This is a genomic window from Rhodococcus sp. ARC_M5 (assembly GCF_022810405.1).
GTDB lineage: Bacteria > Actinomycetota > Actinomycetes > Mycobacteriales > Mycobacteriaceae > Rhodococcoides > Rhodococcoides navarretei.
The window spans coordinates 229,072-249,568 of record NZ_JALGQE010000009.1; the positions used below are offsets into that span (position 1 = coordinate 229,072).

Sequence of the window (20,497 nt, forward strand, 5' to 3'; positions counted from 1 at the left end):
CTATTACTCGAGGAGTGCAGCTGTCGTGGCGAAGAAAGATGTCGCAACCGAGCCGGTGGATCCGAGCGTTCTCGAGGAGTCTGCGCTCGGAACCGCAGTGGACTCGGCCGAGCAGGCGTTCGCCGACGCGTCGGACCTCGATGCTCTGACCAAGGTCAAGATAGATCACGTGGGCGGCAAGGCTCCGTTGGCGCTGGCGCAGCGCGCCCTCGGTGCGATCCCGGGGGATCAGAAGGCGGACGCGGGCAAACGCGTCAAGGCAGCGCGCGATCGAGTGCAGAAGGCCTTCGACGAACGACGCGCCGTGCTGTCGGCCGAGCGTGACGCCGCCATCCTGGTCGCCGAGACCATCGATGTGACACTGCCGACCGACCGAGCTCCCGCCGGCGCCCGGCACCCCATCACGATCATTTCCGAACAGGTCGCCGACGTGTTCGTCGCAATGGGCTGGGAAGTCGAAGAAGGCCCCGAGGTCGAGACCGAGCACTTCAACTTCGACGCGCTCAACTTCTTACCCGACCACCCTGCGCGCACGATGCAGGACACTTTTCACATCGCGCCCGAGGGTTCGCGGCAGGTGCTGCGCACGCACACTTCGCCGGTTCAGGTCCGGTCGATGCTCTCGCGTGAGGTTCCGATCTACGTTGTCTGCCCAGGCCGGACGTTTCGCACGGACGAACTCGACACGACGCACACTCCGGTCTTCCATCAGGTCGAGGGTCTTGCCATCGACAAGGGCCTGACCATGGCGCACCTGCGCGGCACGCTGGATGCGTTCGCGAAGGCACTGTTCGGCAACGACACCCGTACTCGCATGCGCCCCAACTACTTCCCGTTCACCGAGCCGTCGGCCGAGGTCGACGTGTGGTTCCCGAAGAAGAAGGGCGGCGCCGGTTGGGTCGAGTGGGGTGGTTGCGGAATGGTCAACCCGAAGGTGTTGCAGGCCAGCGGCATCGATCCCGAGGTCTACACCGGATTCGCGTTCGGAATGGGTCTCGAGCGGACGCTCCAGTTCCGCAACGATATCCCGGACATGCGCGACATCGTCGAGGGCGACATCAGGTTCACGTTGCCCTTCGGTGTTCAGGCCTGACGGACGTTCTTCACCCGCCCCACTTCTTCTCGGATACAAGAAAGAGCTGAGCACACGTGCGAGTCCCACAATCCTGGCTGACCGAGGTCCTACACGCGGGGACGCCCGACTGGGCCGTGTCGCCCGAGGAGCTCGACGCCGGTTTCGTACGGGTCGGGTTCGAGGTCGAGGAACTCGAGTCGCTGGACAACGTGACCGGCCCTCTGGTCGTCGGTCGGGTCAGTTCCATCGAGGAGCTGACCGAGTTCAAGAAACCGATTCGCTTCTGCCTGGTGGACGTCGGAGCAGCCGAGCCGCAGGAAATCGTGTGCGGCGCCAGGAATTTCGCCGAGGGTGACCTGATCGTGGCCGCGCTGCCGGGCAGCGTCCTGCCCGGGGGATTCGCCATCGCGTCGCGCAAGACCTATGGCCGCAACTCCAACGGCATGATCTGCTCGACGCTCGAACTCGGGTTGGGTAAGGATCACTCCGGAATTCTGGTGCTGCCCGAGGGCACGGCCGCTCCGGGCGACGACGCCAGAGCCGTTCTCGGTCTGCTGGACTCGGTCATCGAGCTCAACGTGACCCCGGATCGCGGCTACGCCTTCTCGGTCCGCGGCCTCGCCCGCGAACTGGCCTGCAGTTTCGACCTTCCGTTCGTGGATCCGGCGCGCACGGTCCCCACCGAGGTCACCGGTGACGCCTGGTCGGTCACCGTCGAACCGAAGTCGGGCGCATCGCGATTCGCGTTGCGCAAGATCGTCGGAATCGATCCGACGGCGACGACGCCTTGGTGGATGCAGCGTCGACTGCTGCTGGCCGGCGTACGCCCGATCTCGGCGGCCGTCGATGTCACCAACTACGTGCTGCACGAACTCGGCCAGCCGCTGCACGCGTTCGATGCGGCCAAGCTCGACGGCGATCTCGTCGTCCGCCGCGCGAATGCGGGGGAGAAGCTGACCACTCTGGACGGCGTCGAGCGGTCGCTCGATGCCGAGGACGTCGTCATCGCCGACGGGTCGGGAGCCATCTCGTTGGCCGGTGTCATGGGCGGCGCGTCCACCGAAGTGGACGACTCGACCACCGAGGTCGTACTCGAAGCTGCATCGTTCGATCCGCTCGCGGTGTTCCGCACCGGGCGTCGCCACAAGCTCTCCAGCGAGGCCAGCAAGCGTTTCGAGCGGACAGTCGATTCTGCTCTTCCGGTCGCAGCGCTGGATCGAGCAGCACAGTTGCTTGTCGAGATCGCCGGTGGCCGGATCGAGCCCGTGTTGACCGATATCGGCGAAGCCGTCGAATATCCGACGGTCACGATGGACTTCGACCTACCGGATCGAATCGCCGGAGTGCAGTACCCCAATGGAACCGCTGCCCGACGGCTGACGCAGATCGGCTGCGGCGTCGAGGTGTCTGTCGGCGACGGCGGACACGGCCAGCTCATCGTCACCCCGCCGTCCTGGCGACCGGACCTGGTGCAGCGCGCCGACCTGGTGGAAGAGGTGCTGCGGCTCGAAGGGCTCGAACAGATTCCGTCGGTGCTGCCGTCGGCCCCGGGAGGTCGCGGCCTCACCGCCGAACAGAAGCGCAGGCGCGCCGTCGGTAAGGCACTCGCGTTCTCCGGATACGTCGAGGTGTTGCCTCCGGTGTTTCTGCCCAAGGGTGTGTTCGATACATGGGGTCTCGACGCGGACGATCCGCGGCGCGCGACCACCTCGGTGCTCAATCCACTCGAGGCCGACCGTCCCGAGCTCGCGACCACCGTCCTTCCGGGTTTGCTCGAGATGCTGAGCAGGAACATCGCCCGCGGCCAGCGAGACGTCTCGTTGTTCGGCATTGCACAGGTGGTGCTGCGGCACGACGCCACCGCAGCCGTGGACGCGTTGCCGGTCGATCGTCGTCCCACCGACGACCAGATCGCGATGCTTCGCGGTTCGTTGCCGGCGCAGCCGGTGCACGTGGGCATGGTGCTCACCGGTCAGCGTGAGTTGTCGGGTCCGTGGGGTCCCGGCCGCGCCGCCGAGGCCGCCGATGCGTTCGCTGCGGTGCGCACTGTTGCCGAGGCGTCCGGAGTGCACGTCGATCTTCGGGCGGCACAACATCTTCCGTGGCATCCAGGTCGGTGCGCGGAGGTCCTGCTCGACGGCGAGGTCGTCGGATACGCGGGCGAGCTGCATCCGGCGGTGCTCGAGCGGGCGGGCTTGCCGCCGCGTACGTGCGCCGTGGAGTTGAGCCTGAGCGCTCTGCCCGTGGTCGAATCGCTGCCTGCCCCCGAGGTGTCGCCCTATCCGGCGGTGCTGCAGGACGTGGCCGTGGTGGTCGACGCCTCCGTCCCGGCGGCGTCGGTGGAAGCCGCTCTCACGATCGGTGGTGGCGATCTGCTCGAGTCGATTCGACTGTTCGACGTCTACGAGGGTGAACAGGTCGGCGAGGGGCGCAAGTCGCTGGCGTTCGCGTTGCGCTTCCGCGGTGCCGACGGCACCTTGACCGAGGATCAGGCTACGGCTGCCCGCGATGCTGCGGTCGAAGCAGCATCGAAGGCCGTCGGAGCGCAGCTGCGCAGTTGAATCAGTGCAGCCGCGCAGTTGATCCGTCCACGGCCGGGCTCGCGTGTCCGTAGCGTGGAGTCACGAGTGGCCACGAGTGACGGGAGCAGCGCATGAGTGAGTTCGAGAACGACGGCACGCCGACGGATTTTCGGGTGGTCGAGGAGATTCTCGCCGCCGTGGCGGGTCGCCCGCGCCTGGCCCCGGTGGCAGCTGCCGCGTCGGCTCTGGCGGCCGAGCTGAGCACTGCAGAACCGGAGCCGATCGGTCCCGATCGCGGAGCGCCACCCGGAACCGTTCCCGATGTCGACGTTCCGCAGGTGACCAAGCCGCGGATCGATCAGCCGCTCGGGGACCCACCGCCGGGGGCTCCGCTCGGCGGAACCGTGCCGGGGATCGTCGACGCGGAGCTGGTGGAGGACCTGCCCGCCGGCACCGGATACGGTGCGGGGTCGGTGAGCGCGCCGATCGGTGACTTCACCGATTCGGGGGTGCCCACCTGGGACGGTGTGCGCGACAAGGTCGAACAGCGATCGGGCACAGCCGTCGGTGCGGAGGAGTTGGACCGAGAATCGGCGGCGGGCCGTGACCTCGACGAGCAGTGGAACGAGCGGCAGGAAGCCGGCCGCAGGAAGCTCGACGAGATCCGCAAGTCCATGGGTGGACGCTGACACACCGGACCCATTCATGAATGAGCTTGCATGATGCTGCATAATAAACCGCATGACTATTTCGGAGGCCACGCCGAGGCGCATCGCGGTGGCGGGCGCAAGCGGATACGCCGGTGGTGAGATTCTTCGACTGCTCCTCGGGCACCCGGGGGTGCGCGACGGTTCGTTGGTCATCGGCTCTCTGACCGCGGGCGGCAATGCCGGTGCGACGCTGGGTGAGTTCCATCCCCACCTGTTGCCACTCGCAGACCGCGTTCTCGCCCCGACCACCGTCGACGAACTCGCCGGGCACGACGTCGTGTTCCTGGGGCTCCCGCACGGCAAGTCTGCCGAGCTCGCGCTGCAGCTGCCCGAGTCCGTGGTGATCATCGACTGCGGGGCCGACTTCCGCCTCACCGATGGTGCGGCCTGGGAGAAGTACTACAAGAGTCCACATGCGGGTAGTTGGCCGTACGGATTGCCGGAGTTGCCGGGCTGCCGTGAGCGGTTGATCGGTGCCACTCGCATCGCGGTTCCCGGGTGCTACCCGACGGTGTCGTCCCTCGCGCTCGCACCTGCCGTCGCCGCAGGCATCATCGAGCCCCGCGTCAATATCGTTGCCGTCACCGGTAGTTCGGGTGCCGGTCGCGCTCCCAAGGCCGATCTTCTCGGTTCGGAGGTGATGGGTTCGGTTCGGGCGTACGCGGTTGCGGGCGCACACCGTCACACTCCCGAGATCGCGCAGAATCTCTCGGCCGTCGCCGGTAGTGCTGTATCGGTGTCCTTCACGCCGGTTCTCGCACCGATGCCTCGCGGAATCCTGGCCACCTGCACCGCGGTCACCACCGCAACGCAGGCGCAGGCCGTCGAGATCTACGAGAAGGCCTACGCCGCAGAGCCGTTCGTGCACGTGCTTCCGGCCGGTCGGCTTCCGCAGACCGGTTCGGTCATCGGGTCGAACGCCGTGCAGATGAGCGTGTCGGTCGACGCGGACGCCGGCTTGCTCGTCGTGATCGCGGCCATCGACAACCTGGCCAAGGGCACGGCGGGTGCCGCAGTCCAATCCATGAACCTTGCACTGGGAATCACCGAGACCGAGGGTCTCTCTACCGTAGGAGTAGCGCCATGAGCAGCGTCGGGAGCGAGGCGAAGGCCGTCGGCATGGTTGCGGGAAAGCTCGTGCGCACGCAGGGTGTCACCTGTCCCGCGGGGTTCCGCGCCGCCGGTATTCCGGCCGGTATCAAGGCGAGTGGCAAGTCCGATCTGGCCTTGGTGTTCAACGAGGGGCCCGATTTCGCCGCGGCGGGTGTGTTCACCCGCAACAAGGTCAAGGCTGCTCCGGTCTTGTGGTCGCAGCAGGTGCTCTCCACCGGACGGCTGCGCGCAGTGATTCTCAACTCCGGTGGTGCCAATGCCTGCACGGGTGCGCCTGGCTTCCAGGATTCACACCGTACGGCCGAGGAAGTGGCGTCCGCCCTGAGCAATTGGGGTTCCGAGACCGGAGCGATCGAGGTTGCCGTGTGCTCGACGGGTCTCATCGGTGATCGGCTCCCGATGGACAAGCTGCTGCCCGGCGTGACCGAGGTGGTACACGAACTCGCAGGCGGTATTTCGGGTGGCACGGATGCGGCGTACGCGATCATGACCACCGACACCGTGCCCAAGCAGGCGGCTGTTCACCATGCCGACAAATGGAACGTCGGCGGCATGGCCAAGGGTGCGGGCATGTTGGCACCGTCGTTGGCCACGATGCTCAGCGTCATCACCACCGATGCCGTTGCCACCGCAGAACAACTGGACAAGGCGCTGCGCGCGGCGACTCGATTGTCCTACGACCGGCTCGACGTCGACGGCGCGTCCTCGACCAACGACACCGTGCTACTGCTCTCCTCCGGGGCCAGCGGAGTGGCACCGTCACAGGAAGAACTCGACGCCGCGGTCCTGGCGGTGTGCGACGATCTGGCCGACCAGATGATGGCGGACGCCGAGGGCGTCACCAAGCGGGTGCGGATCACCGTGTCGGGCGCGATGAACGAGGACGACGCCCTGATCGGCGCGCGCACTGTCGCCAGGGACTCGCTGGTGAAGACAGCCCTGTTCGGGTCGGATCCCAACTGGGGTCGAGTGCTCGCAGCAATCGGTATCGCCCCGATCGAAATCGATCCGGATCGAATTGCAGTGGCCTTCAACGGTAATCCGGTGTGCATCGACGGCGTGGGAGCGCCGGGGGCTCGGGAGGTCGACCTGTCCGGTGTCGACATCGCGGTGACCATCGATCTCGGTCTCGGCGCAGGGTCGGCCACCATCCGCACCACCGATCTCTCGCACGCGTACGTCGAAGAGAATTCGGCGTACTCGTCATGACCTCGGCGGCACTGCAGTTGACGGCCGCGCAGAAGGCCTTCACTCTCGCCGAGGCTCTGCCCTGGCTGCAACGATTCTCGGGCAAGATCGTCGTCGTGAAGTACGGCGGAAACGCCATGGTCGACGACGATCTGAAGCGGGCTTTCGCGGCCGACATGGTATTTCTGCGCACCGTCGGAATCCACCCGGTCGTCGTTCACGGCGGCGGGCCGCAGATCTCGGCCATGCTGACCAGACTCGGCCTGACAGGTGAATTCCGCGGCGGATTCCGCGTCACCACGCCGGAGGTCATGGACGTCGCGAGGATGGTGTTGTTCGGGCAGGTCGGGCGCGAGCTGGTCGGATTGATCAACGGTCACGGTCCGTACGCCGTGGGAATCTCCGGTGAGGACGCGCACCTGTTCACCGCGACGCGTCGTACCGTGCTGGTCGACGGCACCGAGACCGATATCGGCCTCGTCGGCGACGTCACCTCGGTGAACCCTGCGGCGGTCTTCGATCTCATTGCAGCAGGACGCATTCCGGTGGTGTCCACCATCGCTCCCGACCGCGACGGCGTCGTACACAACATCAACGCCGACACTGCGGCAGCGGCTCTTGCCAGTGCCATCGGTGCCGAGAAGATGGTGGTGCTCACCGATGTCGAAGGCCTGTACACCGATTGGCCCGATCGCAGCTCGTTGACCTCCGAGATCGACGCGTCCACGCTCGAGGCGTTGCTGCCCTCGCTCGACGCCGGAATGGTGCCGAAGATGGAAGCCTGCCTGCGGGCGGTTCGAGCTGGTGTTCCCTCTGCGCATGTCATCGACGGTCGCGTCGAACATTCCGTGCTGGTGGAGCTGTTCACCGGTGAGGGAATCGGCACCATGGTCACCCCCGATCACTCGTCTACGTCAGGAGTCACGCCATGACCGGCACCGAGTCCACCCTCGATCTGCAACAGCGGTGGTCGAATTCGCTGATGGACAACTACGGTGTGCCGCGCGTGGCGCTCGTTCGCGGCGAGGGCGCGGTGGTGACGGACGCCGATGGCAAGCAGTATCTGGATCTGCTCGCGGGTATTGCCGTGAACATCCTCGGACATGCCCATCCGGCGGTGATCGAGGCGGTCACCACTCAGCTGTCCACCCTTGGGCACACCTCGAACCTGTATGCGACAGAACCAGGTATCGCGTTGGCCGAGCAATTGCTCGCGCACCTCGGTGCCGGTGCCACCGGGCGGGTGTTCCTGTGTAATTCGGGAACCGAGGCCAACGAGGCGGCGTTCAAGATCGCTCGCCTGACCGGCCGCCCCAACATCGTGGCAGCCGAGAAGTCCTTTCACGGACGGACGATGGGTGCTCTCGCGCTGACCGGTCAGCCGGACAAGCGGATCCCGTTCGAGCCGATGCCTGCAGGCGTGCACCACGTGCCGTACGGCGATGTGGCCGCGCTGGAAGCCGTCGTCGATTCCGACACCGCCGCAGTCTTTCTCGAACCGATCATGGGCGAGGGCGGTGTTGTGGTTCCGCCCGAGGGATACCTCCTCGCTGCGCGCGAGATCACCGCGAAGCACGGTGCACTGCTGGTCCTGGACGAGGTGCAGACCGGTATCGGCCGAACGGGATGGTTCTACGCCCACCAGTCGGTCGGCATCGTGCCCGATGTCATCACGCTCGCCAAGGGTCTGGGCGGCGGACTGCCCATCGGCGCATGTATCGGCATCGGAGCGGCGGGGGAGTTGCTGCATCCGGGCAAGCACGGCACCACGTTCGGTGGTAATCCGGTCTGCGCAGCTGCCGCGCTGGCGGTGTTGCGGACCATTGCCGACGAGGATCTGCTCTCGCATGCAGACAGCATCGGCAAGACCATCGCGCACTCCATCGAGGGTCTCGATCACCCTCTGGTGAGCCATGTCAGGGGTTCGGGTCTGCTACTGGGCGTGGTGCTCACCGCGGCCGTCGCACCGGCGGCCGAAGCGGCTGCGCGCGAGGCAGGCTTCCTTCTGAACGCGACACAGCCCGACGTGCTCCGACTCGCGCCACCGTTGATCATCACCGAAGAGCAAGCCGCGTCGTTCGTGACGGCGTTACCGGCAATTCTCGACGCAGCACAGGAGGCTCATCAGCCATGACCGTTCAGCACTTCCTCCGGGACGACGACATCACGCCACAGCAGCAGGGCGAAATCCTCGCTCTGGCAGCGGAGCTCAAGCGTGCACCGTTCTCTAAGCGTCCGCTCGAGGGCCCCAAGGGAATAGGTGTCATCTTCGAGAAGAACTCGACACGCACTCGCTTCTCGTTCGAGATGGGCATCGCGCAGTTGGGTGGTCATGCGGTGGTGGTGACCGGCCGCGACACCCAGCTGGGTCGCGAGGAGACGCTGCAGGACACGGGGCGGGTTCTTTCGCGCTATGTCGAGGCGGTCGTGTGGCGCACGTTCGGGCAGAAGCGGCTCGAGCAGATGGCCACCGGCGCAACGATTCCGATCGTCAACGCCCTCTCCAACGAATTCCACCCCTGCCAGGTTCTTGCGGATCTGCAGACCCTGATCGAGCACAAGGGGAATCTGCAGGGTCGCACCTTGGCCTACTTCGGTGACGGTGCCAACAACATGGCGCACTCGCTGCTCATCGGCGGAGTGACGGCCGGGCTGAACGTGCGGATCGCCGCGCCCAAGGATTTCGCGCCGCTCGGCTACGTTCTCGACGCGGCCCATGCACGCGCCGAGGAAACCGGGGCCACCATCACCATCACCGAGGACCCGGTCGAGGCCGCGACCGGTGCCGACGCGCTCGTCACCGACACCTGGACGTCGATGGGCCAGGAGAACGACGGTCTCGATCGCGTCGCTCCGTTCCGGCCGTATCGCATCGATTCCGATTTGCTCTCGAAGGCGCAGTCGGACGCCGTCGTGCTGCACTGCCTCCCCGCACATCGCGGCGAGGAGATCACCGACGAGGTGCTCGACGGTCCCCAGAGTGTGGTCTGGGACGAGGCCGAGAACCGCTTGCACGCGCAGAAGGCACTGCTGGTGTGGCTTCTCGAGCAGGCCCGCCGACCATGAGCGAGGACGTCACTGCGGTGCCGTTGACCGCGTCGACCCGCGCGGGCAGGCAGGCACGGATCATCGCGTTGCTGGCCACGCATCAGGTGCGCAGTCAACCGCAGCTGGCGTCGCTGCTCGCGGCCGAGGGAATCGACACCACTCAGGCCACGCTGTCGCGGGACCTCGAGGAATTGGGTGCCGTGAAACTCCGCGCACCCGACGGTGGAGTGGGGGTGTACGTCGTGCCCGAGGACGGCAGCCCGGTCCGCGGAGTGTCCGGCGGCACCGACCGCCTCCTGAAGTTGCTGGGGGAGTTGTTGGTGTCCACCGATCACAGCGGGAACCAGGCCGTACTCCGAACGCCACCCGGCGCGGCGCACTACCTGGCCAGCGCTCTGGATCGTGCTGCGATGCCCGAGATCGTCGGGACCATCGCCGGCGACGACACGATTCTGTTGATCGCCCGCGAGCCACATACCGGTGGCGAGGTCGCGGACAAGATCGAAAAGCTTGCTCGACGCGGTAACTGAGATCCGGTTACCCATCATGCGCAACACGAACAACGAAGGAGCTTGAACACCATGGCCGAACGCGTCATCCTCGCCTACTCCGGCGGACTCGACACCTCCGTCGCCATCAGCTGGATCGGGAGGGAGACGGGCAAGGAGGTCGTTGCCGTCGCCATCGATCTGGGCCAGGGCGGCGAGGACATGGACGTCGTGCGTCAGCGCGCACTCGATTGCGGCGCAGTCGAATCCGTCGTCGTCGACGCCAGGGACGAGTTCGCCGACGAGTACTGCTTGCCGACGGTGCAGTCCAACGCGCTGTACATGGATCGATACCCGCTCGTGTCGGCCATCAGCCGTCCATTGATCGTCAAGCACCTCGTGGAGAACGCGCGGGCGCACGGCGGAACCGTTGTCGCACACGGGTGCACGGGTAAGGGCAACGATCAGGTTCGGTTCGAGGTCGGCTTCAACACGCTGGCCCCCGAGCTCGAGGTGTTGGCACCGGTTCGCGACTACGCGTGGACGCGCGAGAAGGCGATCAAGTTCGCCGAGGAGAACGACATCCCGATCAACGTGACCACCAAGTCGCCGTTCTCGATCGACCAGAACGTATGGGGGCGCGCGGTGGAGACCGGTTTCCTCGAAGACCTGTGGAACGCGCCGACCAAGGATGTCTACGACTACACCGAGGATCCGACGGTCAACTTCCAGGCTCCGGACGAGCTCGTCGTCTCGTTCGACAAGGGTCGTCCCGTCGCGATCGACGGCCGTCCGGTCTCGGTACTCGAAGCGATCCAGGAGCTCAACACTCGTGCGGGTGCTCAGGGTGTCGGGCGTTTGGACGTGGTGGAGGATCGGCTCGTCGGCATCAAGAGTCGCGAGATCTACGAGGCACCCGGTGCGATGGTGCTCATCCGCGCCCACGAGGAGCTCGAGCACGTGACCCTCGAGCGCGAGCTCGGTCGCTACAAGCGCCATACCGACCAGAAGTGGGCCGAGCTGGTGTACGACGGCCTCTGGTACTCCCCACTCAAGGGTGCTCTCGACACGTTCGTGCAGCACACGCAGGAGCACGTCTCCGGCGATATCCGCCTGGTTCTGCACGCGGGCGGGATCATCGTCAACGGACGCCGCAGCGGCGAGTCGCTGTACGACTTCAATCTCGCCACCTACGACGAGGGCGACACGTTCGACCAGTCCGCGGCCAAGGGATTCGTTCAGCTGCACGGACTCTCGTCGAAGATCGCCGCGAAGAGGGACCTGGGCCTGTGACGAATTCGGAGACCTCGCACGGAACCAACGAAGGTTCGCTCTGGGGCGGCAGATTCGCATCCGGGCCGGCCGCCGCCATGGCGGCGTTGAGCAAGTCGACACACTTCGACTGGGTGCTCGCGCCGTACGACATCCGCGCATCCATGGCGCACGCTCGCGTGCTGAACGGTGCCGGACTGCTCACCCCGCAGGACCTCGAGACCATGCTCGACGGTTTGCAGCGCCTCGCCGACGACGTCTCCTCGGCAGCGTTCGTGGCAGCCGAGTCGGACGAGGACGTGCACGGCGCTCTCGAACGCGGGTTGATCGATCGGGTCGGACCCGAGGTCGGTGGTCGGTTGCGCGCAGGCCGGTCCCGCAACGACCAGGTGGCCACGCTGTTCCGGATGTGGCTGCGCGACGCCGTCCGCCGGGTGTCGGTCGGCGTTCTCGACGTGGTCGACGCGTTGGCCACCCAGGCAGCGGCGCATCCGACGGCCGTCATGCCGGGCAAGACGCATTCGCAGGCCGCACAGCCGGTGTTGCTGGCGCATCATCTGCTCGCGCACACCCATCCGCTGCTGCGCGATGTTCAGCGCTTCGCGGATTTCGACACGCGAGCAGCGGTGTCGCCGTACGGTTCCGGTGCTCTTGCCGGATCGTCGCTCGGGCTCAGTCCGGAGAAGATCGCAGCCGAGCTCGGGTTCGACTCGTCGGCCGAGAACTCGATCGACGCCACCTCCTCGCGTGACTTCGCCGCCGAAGCGGCCTTCGTGTTGGCGATGACGGCGGTCGATCTGTCGCGATTCGCCGAGGAGGTCATCTCGTGGAGCACTCCCGAGTACGGCTACGTGACGTTGGCCGACGCGTGGTCCACCGGTAGTTCGATCATGCCGCAGAAGAAGAACCCGGACGTCGCGGAGCTGACCCGAGGAAAGACCGGCCGTTTGATCGGAAATCTGACCGGCCTGCTGGCCACGTTGAAGGCGCAACCGTTGGCCTACAACCGTGATCTTCAGGAAGACAAGGAGCCGGTGTTCGATTCGGTGGCGCAGCTCGAGCTGTTGCTGCCAGCGCTGACCGGTTTGACGGCGACCCTGGAGTTCGACACCGAACGCATGGCCGAGCTGGCACCGGCCGGGTTCACACTCGCAACCGACATCGCCGAATGGATGGTGCGGCAGGGGATTGCGTTCCGTGTTGCTCACGAGGCTGCAGGAGCCTGCGTGCGGGCGGCCGAGGCGCGAGGCGTCGGGTTGGTGGATCTGACCGACGACGAGCTGGCCGCGATCGATCCGTCCCTCACTCCGGCCGTTCGTGAGGTGCTCACGGTGGAGGGTTCCATCTCGTCGCGGGATGCGCGCGGTGGCACGGCGGCCGTGCAGGTTGCGCATCAGCTGGGGGGCGTGCGGGCGACTGCCGGGACCCTGCGTGCATGGGCCGAGGAACCGGTGTTGCGGCACTGAGTGCGCAATCGATATCCATGCCGGTTCCCCGAGTGTGATGTGAGAAGCTTTCGTCACGCGAAGATCGATGCCGGTCGTTCCGTCGGGGCCGAACGCAGGAGTGTATTTGTGGGACTGAATGCAGACGCCGTACGCGGTCCACTGCGCCGAGCCATCGCCACGGCGCAGAACGGTCTCGAGGTCATCCGTCTGGGTGGTCTCGAAACCGAGGTGGATCCGTCGCCGTTTCGGGTGATGGACCGCGAGCCGATGTATCGGCTTCGGCGTTACTTCCCCGACGATGTGCCCGCGGACAGTCCGCCGGTGGTGCTCATTCCGCCGATGATGGTCTCGGCCGATGTCTACGACGTCACCACCGACCAAGGCGCGGCCGGAATCCTGCACGGTATGGGTCTCGATCCGTGGGTTGTCGATTTCGGATCGCCCGATACCGAAGAAGGCGGGTGGGGCCGCACGCTCGCCGACCACGTCGTGGCGATCAGCGAGGTCGTCGACAAGGTGCACGAGTACACCGGACGCGACGTCCACCTGGGCGGCTACTCCCAGGGCGGAATGTTCTGCTACCAGGCAGCCGCGTACCGAGGCGGCCGAAATCTGGCCAGCCTCATCACATTCGGGGCCCCGGTCGACACTTTGGCCGGATTGCCTCTCGGAATCCCTGCCGGGGTGGCCACGCGGGGTGCCGAGTTTCTCGCGGACCACGTCTTCACCCGGCTCGCGGTGTCGGGTTGGATGGCCCGGACGGGATTTCAGCTGCTCGATCCGGCGAAGACTGTGCGGTCACGCCTGGATTTCCTTCGCCAGTTGCACGACCGCGAGGCACTGTTGCCGCGGGAGCCGCAGCGACGATTCCTGGCGATGGACGGGTGGGTGGCCTGGTCCGGCCCGGCCGTGGCGGAATTGTTGAAGCAGTTCGTCGTTCACAATCGCATGATGACCGGTGGGTTCGTCATCAAGGACAGGTTGCTGACGCTCGCCGAACTCACGGTTCCGGTCCTGGCCTTCGTCGGCGAGGTCGACGACATCGGTCAACCGTTGGCCGTGCGCGGCATTCAGCGCGCTGCACCGCGCGCCCAGGTCTTCGAGACGACGTTGCGCGCCGGCCACTTCGGGTTGGTCGTCGGCAGTACCGCTGCTGCGCAGACATGGCCGACGACCGGAAACTGGATCCGATGGCGAGAGGATCTCGGACCGAAGCCCGAGGCGGTCCGCGTGATGGAGCGCGAGGACCACAGCGACTTCGACAGCGGGGTCTCCATCACCAATCGTCTGATCCATACCGCTGCCTCCATTGCCGAGGTGGGCGTCGGCGTCGGGCGCGGGCTGGCATCGGCGGCGACCGGTGCAGTGCGCGGTACGCGAGAGATCTCGTCCGAGGCAGTACGTACCTTGCCGCGGCTCGCGCGACTCGGTCAGATGCAGCCACACAGTCGCGTGTCTCTGGGTCGCTTGATCGCCGAGCAGGGCCGTAAGTCTCCGAACGGGGAGTGCTTCCTGTTCGACGACAGGGTGCACACCTACGATGCGGTCAACGTGCGCATCGACAATGTCGTGCGGGGCCTGATCAGCGTCGGAGTGCGACCGTCGTCGCGCGTCGGAGTGTTGATGGAGACTCGGCCCAGCGCGCTGGCCGCGATGGCCGCGCTGTCGCGGATCGGGGCAGTGCCGGTTCTGCTGCAACCGGGCAGCGACCTGACTGCAGCCCTACGGACCGTCGACGTCGACACGGTGATCGCCGATCCGGACAACGTGGCGTCCGCAGTTCCGGTGGCACCGAACGTCCTGGTGCTCGGCGGCGGAGACAGTCGACGACTCGACATCCCAGCCGGCTACGAGGTCACCGACCTCGAGGCCATCGATCCCGATGCGGTGCGTCTGCCTCAGTGGTACGAGCCCGATCCGGGTCGTGCTCGCGAGCTTGCGATGATCCTGTTCACGACAACCGACCGTGGTCTCGAGCCGCGGTACATCACCAATCATCGGTGGGCACTGTCTGCCTTCGGTACTGCCACCACGGCCGCGCTCGGTCCCGGTGACACCGTCTATTGCCTTGCTCCGCTTCATCATTCGGCCGGGATTCTCGTCACGATCGGTGGTGCACTCGCAGGCGGATCGCGAATTGCACTCTCGCGTGGTCTGGAGCCCGAGCGGTTCAGCGAAGAGGTCTACCGCTACGGCGTCACCGTCGTGAGTTACACGTGGACGATGATGCGGCAGATCCTCGACGACGGCCGGTTCCCGGTCGACTCCGGTCACCCGGTGCGTCTGTTCATCGGCTCCGGCATGCCGGTGGGGCTGTGGCGTCGCACGTTGGCGCGGTTCAGCCCGGCTCGGGTGCTCGAGTTCTACGCATCCACCGAGAACGATGTGATTCTGGCCAATGTGGCGGGCTCTAAGATCGGCTCCAAAGGCCGTCCGCTGCCCGGTAGTGCACGGGTTGCGCTAGCGGCCTACGACCCGATCACCGGCCGCCTCGAAGAGGACGACGACGGCTTCGTACGGCAGTGCCGAGACGACGAGATCGGACTGCTCCTCGGCCGGCCGAGCGGAGACGGCGAAGCCACCAGTCCCGTCATGCGCGGAGTATTCGAGCCCACAGACGCCTGGATCCCGACCGAAAACCTGTTCCGTCGCGATTCCGATGGCGATTACTGGCTCGTCGACCGCAAGGACACAGTGGTGCGTTCGGCGTGCGGTCCCGTGTACACCCAGCCGATCGTCGACGCCGTGGGAGACCTCGATCAGATCGATTCGGCCGTGGTCTACGGGGTGCGGGTGACTGCCGATCGGCCGCGGTCGGTGCGCGTCGAGGCGTCCGCCGTCGAGGTAGCGGTCTGTGCCATCTCGCTGCAGCCGGAAGCGGTCATCACCGCTCGTGCGTTGACGGACGCGCTCGGGGTTCTGCTTCCTGCCGAGCGTCCGGCGATCGTGCACGTGGTGCCCGAGATTCCGGTGGGGCGCGCGTACCGCCCGACCGCAACGGCATTGAAGAAGTCCGGAATTCCGACGCCGAGTGCGCGGTCGTGGTACTACGACTCGGAGTCGAACAGTTACCGCAGGTTGACGAAAGCTGTTGTGGCCGAACGATTCATCGGACGCGAGCCGATCGTCGAGCAGTCGTCGTAGGAGTGGAGCCTGCTGGGAAATGGCAGGTTCGGTAGCGTAAGCGAGTACACCACTTCGGTTCGACCGGAGCAGAGCGAAGGACACCCGTGGCAATCGATTCGACACTGCTTTCCATTCTCGCGTGCCCAGTGGACAAGGGTCCGCTGCTGTTGGTCGAAGGGGAATTGCTCTACAACCCGCGTCTGCGGCGTGCGTATCCGATCGAGAACGGTATTCCGGTGTTGCTCGCCGACGACGCCCGAGATGTCGACGACGCCGAGCACGAGTCGATCCTGGCTCGCGCTACCTCCTAGGTCTGTCACGGGGTTCGGCGACGTAATGTCGCGGCCGCCCCGCTCAGTGCGGCAACGGTGAACCCGGCGACCACGGCGATGTCGGTCCACATGCCCCCGGTGACTCCGGGGTACCGGGATATCTCCTGGAGCGCGTCGACCAGGTAGCTCAACGGCAGAAGATTGCTGATCGTGCTCAGCCAATTCGGCATCTGGTCACGCGGCACCAGAAGTCCGCACAGAAACAGCTGTGGAATCACGACGACCGGCATGAACTGGACGGCTTGAAATTCGGTGCGAGCGAATGCGCTGCACAGCAGACCGATGGCGACGCCGAGCATCGCTCCCAGGACTGCGATCGCCAGAACCCAACCGACCGAGCCCTCGATGTCGAGCCCGAGAAGTCCGAACGCGACGGTGCATGCGAGTAGCGCCTGCGCGACAGCGGCGAGCGAGAAGGCGGACCCGTAGCTCGCGAGCAGGTCCAGTTTGGACATGGGAGTGGTCAGCAGGCGTTCGAGCGTTCCCGAGGTGCGTTCACGCTGCATCGAGATCGACGTGATCAGGAACATGACGACGAACGGCAGGATGCCGAGCATCGTGATGGCGATCCGATCGAACAACGGCTGCTGGTTCGGTTGGGTCGGCACGTCTTCGTACAGGAAGTACAACAACACCATCAACAGGGACGGAACGAGCAGAACCATGGCCGCCGATCGGTGGTCGGCTCTGAGCTGTCGCAGGATGCGGACGGTGCCCGCGGCGTAGATTCGCGCGTTCACGGTGTCTGTTCCGTAGATCTGATGAGAGACAGGAATGCGCGATCGAGGGTCGTTTTGTTCGTGCGCGCGAGTAGCGCCTCCGGGCTCGATTGAGCCAGCACAGTGCCGTCGCGCATCAGAACGAGACGGCTGCAGTGCTCCGCCTCCTCCATCACATGGCTCGAGACCAGCACCGTTGTGCCGCGTGCCGCGATATCGGCGAAACGCGACCACAGCTCCGAGCGCAGTACGGGATCCAAGCCGACGGTCGGTTCGTCGAGGACGATCAGCTCGGGTTCGGCAACCAGCGCGCTGGCCAGGGAGACCCTCCCCAGTTGGCCACCCGAGAGTTCGCCGACCCGTGACGACGCGTGGTCGGCCAGTCCGACCGACTCGATGGCGGACACCACGTCCGCGCGTCGGCGACCGTACAGCGACCCGAAGTACTGCACGTTCTCGCGAACGGTGAGGTCTCGGTACACGCTCGGTGCCTGGGTCACGTACCCGACCGTGCGGCGCAACGGTGCCGAACCGGCCGGAGTTCCGAGAACGGTGACGGTTCCGCTGTGCAGAATCTGAGTACCGACGATCGCACGCATCAGAGTCGTCTTGCCGCAGCCCGACGGACCGATAAGTCCGGTGATGGCACCACGAGGGATCGTCAGAGACAGAGTGCGCAGCACCGTGCGCTTGCCGCGGCGAACCGTCAGCCCCGTGATCTCGACGGCATGTTGCCCGGTGAACGCCATACTGGCCTCCAGACGCATCGGATGTCGAAGTCATAGCCCCGTCGGCACTCGGTCGTCAAGGGCGAAGCATCATGGGATGAATGAATGTCGCTGACTTGGAGATCGGGGAGCCCGACGACGTAGCCCGACGCATCCTCGGTGGAACCGTCACCGTGGGCGACGTGTCCGTGCGCATCGTGGAGGTCGAGGCCTACGGTGGTCCGCTCGATGGTCCGTGGCCCGATCCGGCTGCACATTCCTTCCGGGGGCCGACTCCTCGCAACGAGGTGATGTTCGGTCCCGCAGGGCGTCTGTACGTCTACCTGAGTTACGGGATGCACCTCTGCATGAACGTCAGCTGCGGCCCGGACGGTAAGGCCGCTGCGGTGTTGCTGCGAGCGGGTGAAGTGGTGGCGGGTCACGACGTCGTCGAGAGCAGGCGCGCCGGCCGCGGTCCACGATCGCCGCGGGTCGAGGCCGGTTGGGCCTGTGGACCGGGCAATCTCGGTCGAGCACTGGGAGTCGCGCTGGCGGACAACGGTACGGAGCTGTTCGACGCGTCGTCCGCTGTCACCCTGCAACTGCTCGACCGTCCGCTGCCGGGCACGGCTCTTGTGTCCGGACCACGGGTTGGGGTGAGTCTGGCACCCGATCGTCCGTGGCGCTTCTGGATCCGCGGATCGTCGGCGGTATCGAGCTACAAACGCAGTCCTCGGGCCGACGCTGCCGGTGGCTCGGAGGCCTGACCGCCGCCTGGATGCGTCCATGCGGGAGGATCGACGTCGTGAGCGAGAACATCATCGACGAAATGACCTGGCGTGGACTGATCGCGCAGTCCACCGACGTGGACGCGCTGAGGGAGGCGACTTCCGAGGGTCCGATCACGCTGTATTCCGGTTTCGATCCGACCGGTCCGTCGCTGCATGCAGGGCACTTGGTGCCGTTGCTCGCGCTCAAGCGGTTCCAGCGGGCCGGACATCGGCCGATCATTCTCGCCGGCGGTGCGACGGGGCTCATCGGTGACCCTCGCGACGTGGGGGAGCGCACCATGAATTCCCCTGAAGTTGTCACCGAGTGGGCGTCGCGCATCCGTGGTCAGCTCGAGCGGTTCGTCGACCTGGACGAGAGCCCGACGGGTGCAGTGGTGGTGAACAATCTGTCGTGGACGGGGGAGCTGTCCGCGATCGATTTTCTACGCGACATCGGCAAGCACTTCTCCATCAACGTGATGCTTGCTCGCGAGACGGTGAAGAACAGGCTCGAAAGCGACGGAATGTCGTACACCGAGTTCAGCTACATGCTGCTGCAGGCGAACGACTACGTGCAGCTCCGCAGGCAGTACGGCTGCAGTCTCCAGATCGGTGGCTCCGATCAGTGGGGAAACATCATCGCGGGGGTGGAACTGAACCGGCGCCAGGACGCCGAGTCGGTCCACGCGATGACGGTTCCGCTGGTCACGTCCGCCGACGGCAAGAAGTTCGGCAAGTCCACCGGAGGCGGCAGCCTGTGGCTCGACCCGGAAATGACGAGCCCCTACGCCTGGTACCAGTACTTCGTGAATACCGGTGACGCGGACGTGGTGAAGTACCTGCGCTGGTTCACTTTCCTGTCCAAGGACGAGTTGGCAGAACTCGAGTTGGCGACCACCGAGCGTCCGCATGCGCGCGAAGCGCAGAAGCGCCTTGCCGCCGAGATGACCACGCTCGTCCACGGTGAAGCGGCGACGCGATCGGTCGAACTCGCCAGCCAGGCCCTGTTCGGGCGGGCGGAACTGACGGAGCTCGATGAAAAGACGCTCGCTGCCGCGCTGCAAGAAGCGTCGGTGGCGGACATCGAGGCCGGTGCACCGAACACCATCGTCGATTTGCTGGTCGCTACCGGATTGAGCGAAAGCAAGGGTGCTGCTCGGCGCGCGGTCAAGGAGGGCGGCGCATCGGTCAACAACGTCAAGATCTCCCACGAGGACTGGACGCCCGGCGCGGCCGATCTACTGCACGGCCGGTGGTTGGTGGTCCGACGCGGAAAGCGGAACTTCGCCGGCGCGCGAATCGCCGGTTAGTTCTCCTCGGTTGCCAGTGGGCGGAGTCACATCCATGTAATTTGGTTACGACGCCCGTCAGTTGGGTAAGTGACCGGTTGCGACCAGGCTGTTCACACGAATCACGTGTGAACGACCTGGGGATTTGACGCGTTGTTATCCGGGGCGTAACTTTGTCCAGGTCAGAGCGACACGGACGCCAGCCCAGACCGCAAGGCCTGAGCAACGCAGAGTTCGCTTCCGACACAATGAAGGTGGTGAGCCGCGAGGCTCGAATCCTTCACGGATGAGAAGCGCAGTTTGACTGTGTTCGATCGTCTGATCTAAGCTGGAACGGTTGCCCCGGACATCTACGAGCTTCAGCTCGCTGGTGAATGGTGTGTGCGTGTTCTTTGAGAACTCAACAGTGTGTCGATGAATGTCAGTGCCGAATTTTATTTGGTGAAAGCATTCGATGTATCAGCCATCCGCTTGTGGTGGTTGTTGTCGGGTGTTGTTTGAAATGCTAGTTGAGTTTTTTGCTAGTGATTTGACTTGATGTCTTTGACTGATTCGCAGCCCTTTTCGGGGGTTGTTGTTTCGCAGGTCTTTTACGGAGAGTTTGATCCTGGCTCAGGACGAACGCTGGCGGCGTGCTTAACACATGCAAGTCGAGCGGTAAGGCCTTTCGGGGTACACGAGCGGCGAACG

General features: G+C 65.4%; 17 protein-coding genes and 1 rRNA gene. 16 read left to right on the forward strand and 2 right to left on the reverse strand.

Features of this window, described 5'->3' with window-relative positions; genetic code table 11:
- Positions 1 to 25 precede the first annotated feature (25 nt).
- The 13 genes from pheS (at position 26) to MTX34_RS16340 (ending at position 16,301) form a co-directional block, all read left to right on the forward strand.
- Positions 26 to 1,093: a phenylalanine--tRNA ligase subunit alpha gene (pheS, locus tag MTX34_RS16280; protein WP_243594905.1), complete on the forward strand. Its 1,068-nt coding sequence runs from the start codon at positions 26 to 28 to the stop codon at positions 1,091 to 1,093.
- 56 nt (positions 1,094 to 1,149) lie between these two features.
- Positions 1,150 to 3,636: a phenylalanine--tRNA ligase subunit beta gene (gene pheT, locus MTX34_RS16285; RefSeq protein ID WP_243610026.1), complete on the forward strand. Its 2,487-nt coding sequence runs from the start codon at positions 1,150 to 1,152 to the stop codon at positions 3,634 to 3,636.
- Positions 3,637 to 3,728: 92 nt separating this feature from the next.
- Positions 3,729 to 4,286: a hypothetical protein gene (locus MTX34_RS16290; RefSeq protein ID WP_243610027.1), complete on the forward strand. Its 558-nt coding sequence runs from the start codon at positions 3,729 to 3,731 to the stop codon at positions 4,284 to 4,286.
- Between the two features lie 52 nt (positions 4,287 to 4,338).
- Positions 4,339 to 5,394 (forward strand): N-acetyl-gamma-glutamyl-phosphate reductase, encoded by a 1,056-nt coding sequence (argC, locus tag MTX34_RS16295; RefSeq protein WP_243610028.1) that lies wholly within the window; start codon positions 4,339 to 4,341, stop codon positions 5,392 to 5,394.
- Positions 5,395 to 5,426: 32 nt separating this feature from the next.
- Positions 5,427 to 6,629 carry a bifunctional glutamate N-acetyltransferase/amino-acid acetyltransferase ArgJ gene (argJ, locus tag MTX34_RS16300; protein ID WP_243610056.1) on the forward strand — a complete coding sequence of 401 codons (1,203 nt, stop codon included), beginning with the start codon at positions 5,427 to 5,429 and terminating at the stop codon, positions 6,627 to 6,629.
- Positions 6,626 to 7,540: an acetylglutamate kinase gene (gene argB / locus MTX34_RS16305; RefSeq protein ID WP_243610029.1), complete on the forward strand. Its 915-nt coding sequence runs from the start codon at positions 6,626 to 6,628 to the stop codon at positions 7,538 to 7,540. Before argJ ends, argB begins: the two co-directional genes overlap by 4 nt.
- Complete coding sequence (locus MTX34_RS16310) at positions 7,537 to 8,742, forward strand: acetylornithine transaminase (RefSeq protein ID WP_243610030.1); 1,206 nt, start codon at positions 7,537 to 7,539, stop codon at positions 8,740 to 8,742. The genes argB and MTX34_RS16310 overlap by 4 nt, the downstream gene beginning before the upstream one ends.
- Complete coding sequence (gene argF, locus MTX34_RS16315; protein WP_243594899.1) at positions 8,739 to 9,674, forward strand: ornithine carbamoyltransferase; 936 nt, start codon at positions 8,739 to 8,741, stop codon at positions 9,672 to 9,674. The genes MTX34_RS16310 and argF overlap by 4 nt, the downstream gene beginning before the upstream one ends.
- Positions 9,671 to 10,186 (forward strand): arginine repressor, encoded by a 516-nt coding sequence (locus MTX34_RS16320; protein WP_037192611.1) that lies wholly within the window; start codon positions 9,671 to 9,673, stop codon positions 10,184 to 10,186. The genes argF and MTX34_RS16320 overlap by 4 nt, the downstream gene beginning before the upstream one ends.
- 51 nt (positions 10,187 to 10,237) lie before the next feature.
- Positions 10,238 to 11,437 (forward strand): argininosuccinate synthase, encoded by a 1,200-nt coding sequence (locus tag MTX34_RS16325; protein ID WP_094612580.1) that lies wholly within the window; start codon positions 10,238 to 10,240, stop codon positions 11,435 to 11,437.
- Entirely contained in the window at positions 11,434 to 12,882 is a 1,449-nt protein-coding gene (gene argH / locus MTX34_RS16330; protein WP_243610031.1) for an argininosuccinate lyase, read from the forward strand. The genes MTX34_RS16325 and argH overlap by 4 nt, the downstream gene beginning before the upstream one ends.
- Positions 12,883 to 12,990: 108 nt before the next feature.
- Positions 12,991 to 16,008 carry an AMP-binding protein gene (locus tag MTX34_RS16335; protein ID WP_243610032.1) on the forward strand — a complete coding sequence of 1,006 codons (3,018 nt, stop codon included), beginning with the start codon at positions 12,991 to 12,993 and terminating at the stop codon, positions 16,006 to 16,008.
- An 86-nt stretch (positions 16,009 to 16,094) separates the two neighbouring features.
- Complete coding sequence (locus MTX34_RS16340) at positions 16,095 to 16,301, forward strand: Trm112 family protein (RefSeq protein ID WP_243594896.1); 207 nt, start codon at positions 16,095 to 16,097, stop codon at positions 16,299 to 16,301.
- A 5-nt stretch (positions 16,302 to 16,306) separates the two neighbouring features.
- Here the strand turns inward: MTX34_RS16340 and MTX34_RS16345 are convergent, their stop codons facing one another.
- The gene (locus MTX34_RS16345) at positions 16,307 to 17,062 is read right to left on the reverse strand and encodes an ABC transporter permease (protein ID WP_243594895.1); all 756 of its coding nucleotides are present in this window, start codon (positions 17,060 to 17,062) and stop codon (positions 16,307 to 16,309) included.
- Entirely contained in the window at positions 17,059 to 17,790 is a 732-nt protein-coding gene (locus MTX34_RS16350) for an ABC transporter ATP-binding protein (RefSeq protein ID WP_243610033.1), read from the reverse strand. The genes MTX34_RS16345 and MTX34_RS16350 overlap by 4 nt, the downstream gene beginning before the upstream one ends.
- 80 nt (positions 17,791 to 17,870) lie before the next feature.
- Here MTX34_RS16350 and MTX34_RS16355 point away from each other — a divergent pair, with 80 nt between their 5' ends.
- The 3 genes from MTX34_RS16355 to MTX34_RS16365 form a co-directional block, all read left to right on the forward strand.
- Positions 17,871 to 18,515 carry a DNA-3-methyladenine glycosylase gene (locus MTX34_RS16355; RefSeq protein ID WP_243610034.1) on the forward strand — a complete coding sequence of 215 codons (645 nt, stop codon included), beginning with the start codon at positions 17,871 to 17,873 and terminating at the stop codon, positions 18,513 to 18,515.
- A 38-nt stretch (positions 18,516 to 18,553) separates the two neighbouring features.
- Positions 18,554 to 19,828 carry a tyrosine--tRNA ligase gene (gene tyrS, locus MTX34_RS16360; RefSeq protein WP_243610035.1) on the forward strand — a complete coding sequence of 425 codons (1,275 nt, stop codon included), beginning with the start codon at positions 18,554 to 18,556 and terminating at the stop codon, positions 19,826 to 19,828.
- Positions 19,829 to 20,396: 568 nt separating this feature from the next.
- A 16S ribosomal RNA gene (locus MTX34_RS16365) occupies positions 20,397 to 20,497 on the forward strand; the annotation flags it as partial.

Excerpts from the sequence above, each read along its gene's own strand:
- MTX34_RS16290 (WP_243610027.1), top strand. The coding sequence starts at position 3,729 with ATGAGTGAGTTCGAGAACGACGGCACGCCGACGGATTTTCGGGTGGTC.
- argC (WP_243610028.1), top strand. The coding sequence starts at position 4,339 with ATGACTATTTCGGAGGCCACGCCGAGGCGCATCGCGGTGGCGGGCGCA.
- argJ (WP_243610056.1), top strand. The coding sequence starts at position 5,427 with ATGGTTGCGGGAAAGCTCGTGCGCACGCAGGGTGTCACCTGTCCCGCG.
- argB (WP_243610029.1), top strand. The coding sequence starts at position 6,626 with ATGACCTCGGCGGCACTGCAGTTGACGGCCGCGCAGAAGGCCTTCACT.
- MTX34_RS16310 (WP_243610030.1), top strand. The coding sequence starts at position 7,537 with ATGACCGGCACCGAGTCCACCCTCGATCTGCAACAGCGGTGGTCGAAT.
- argF (WP_243594899.1), top strand. The coding sequence starts at position 8,739 with ATGACCGTTCAGCACTTCCTCCGGGACGACGACATCACGCCACAGCAG.
- MTX34_RS16320 (WP_037192611.1), top strand. The coding sequence starts at position 9,671 with ATGAGCGAGGACGTCACTGCGGTGCCGTTGACCGCGTCGACCCGCGCG.
- MTX34_RS16325 (WP_094612580.1), top strand. The coding sequence starts at position 10,238 with ATGGCCGAACGCGTCATCCTCGCCTACTCCGGCGGACTCGACACCTCC.
- MTX34_RS16350 (WP_243610033.1), bottom strand. The coding sequence starts at position 17,790 with ATGGCGTTCACCGGGCAACATGCCGTCGAGATCACGGGGCTGACGGTT.
- MTX34_RS16355 (WP_243610034.1), top strand. The coding sequence starts at position 17,871 with ATGAATGTCGCTGACTTGGAGATCGGGGAGCCCGACGACGTAGCCCGA.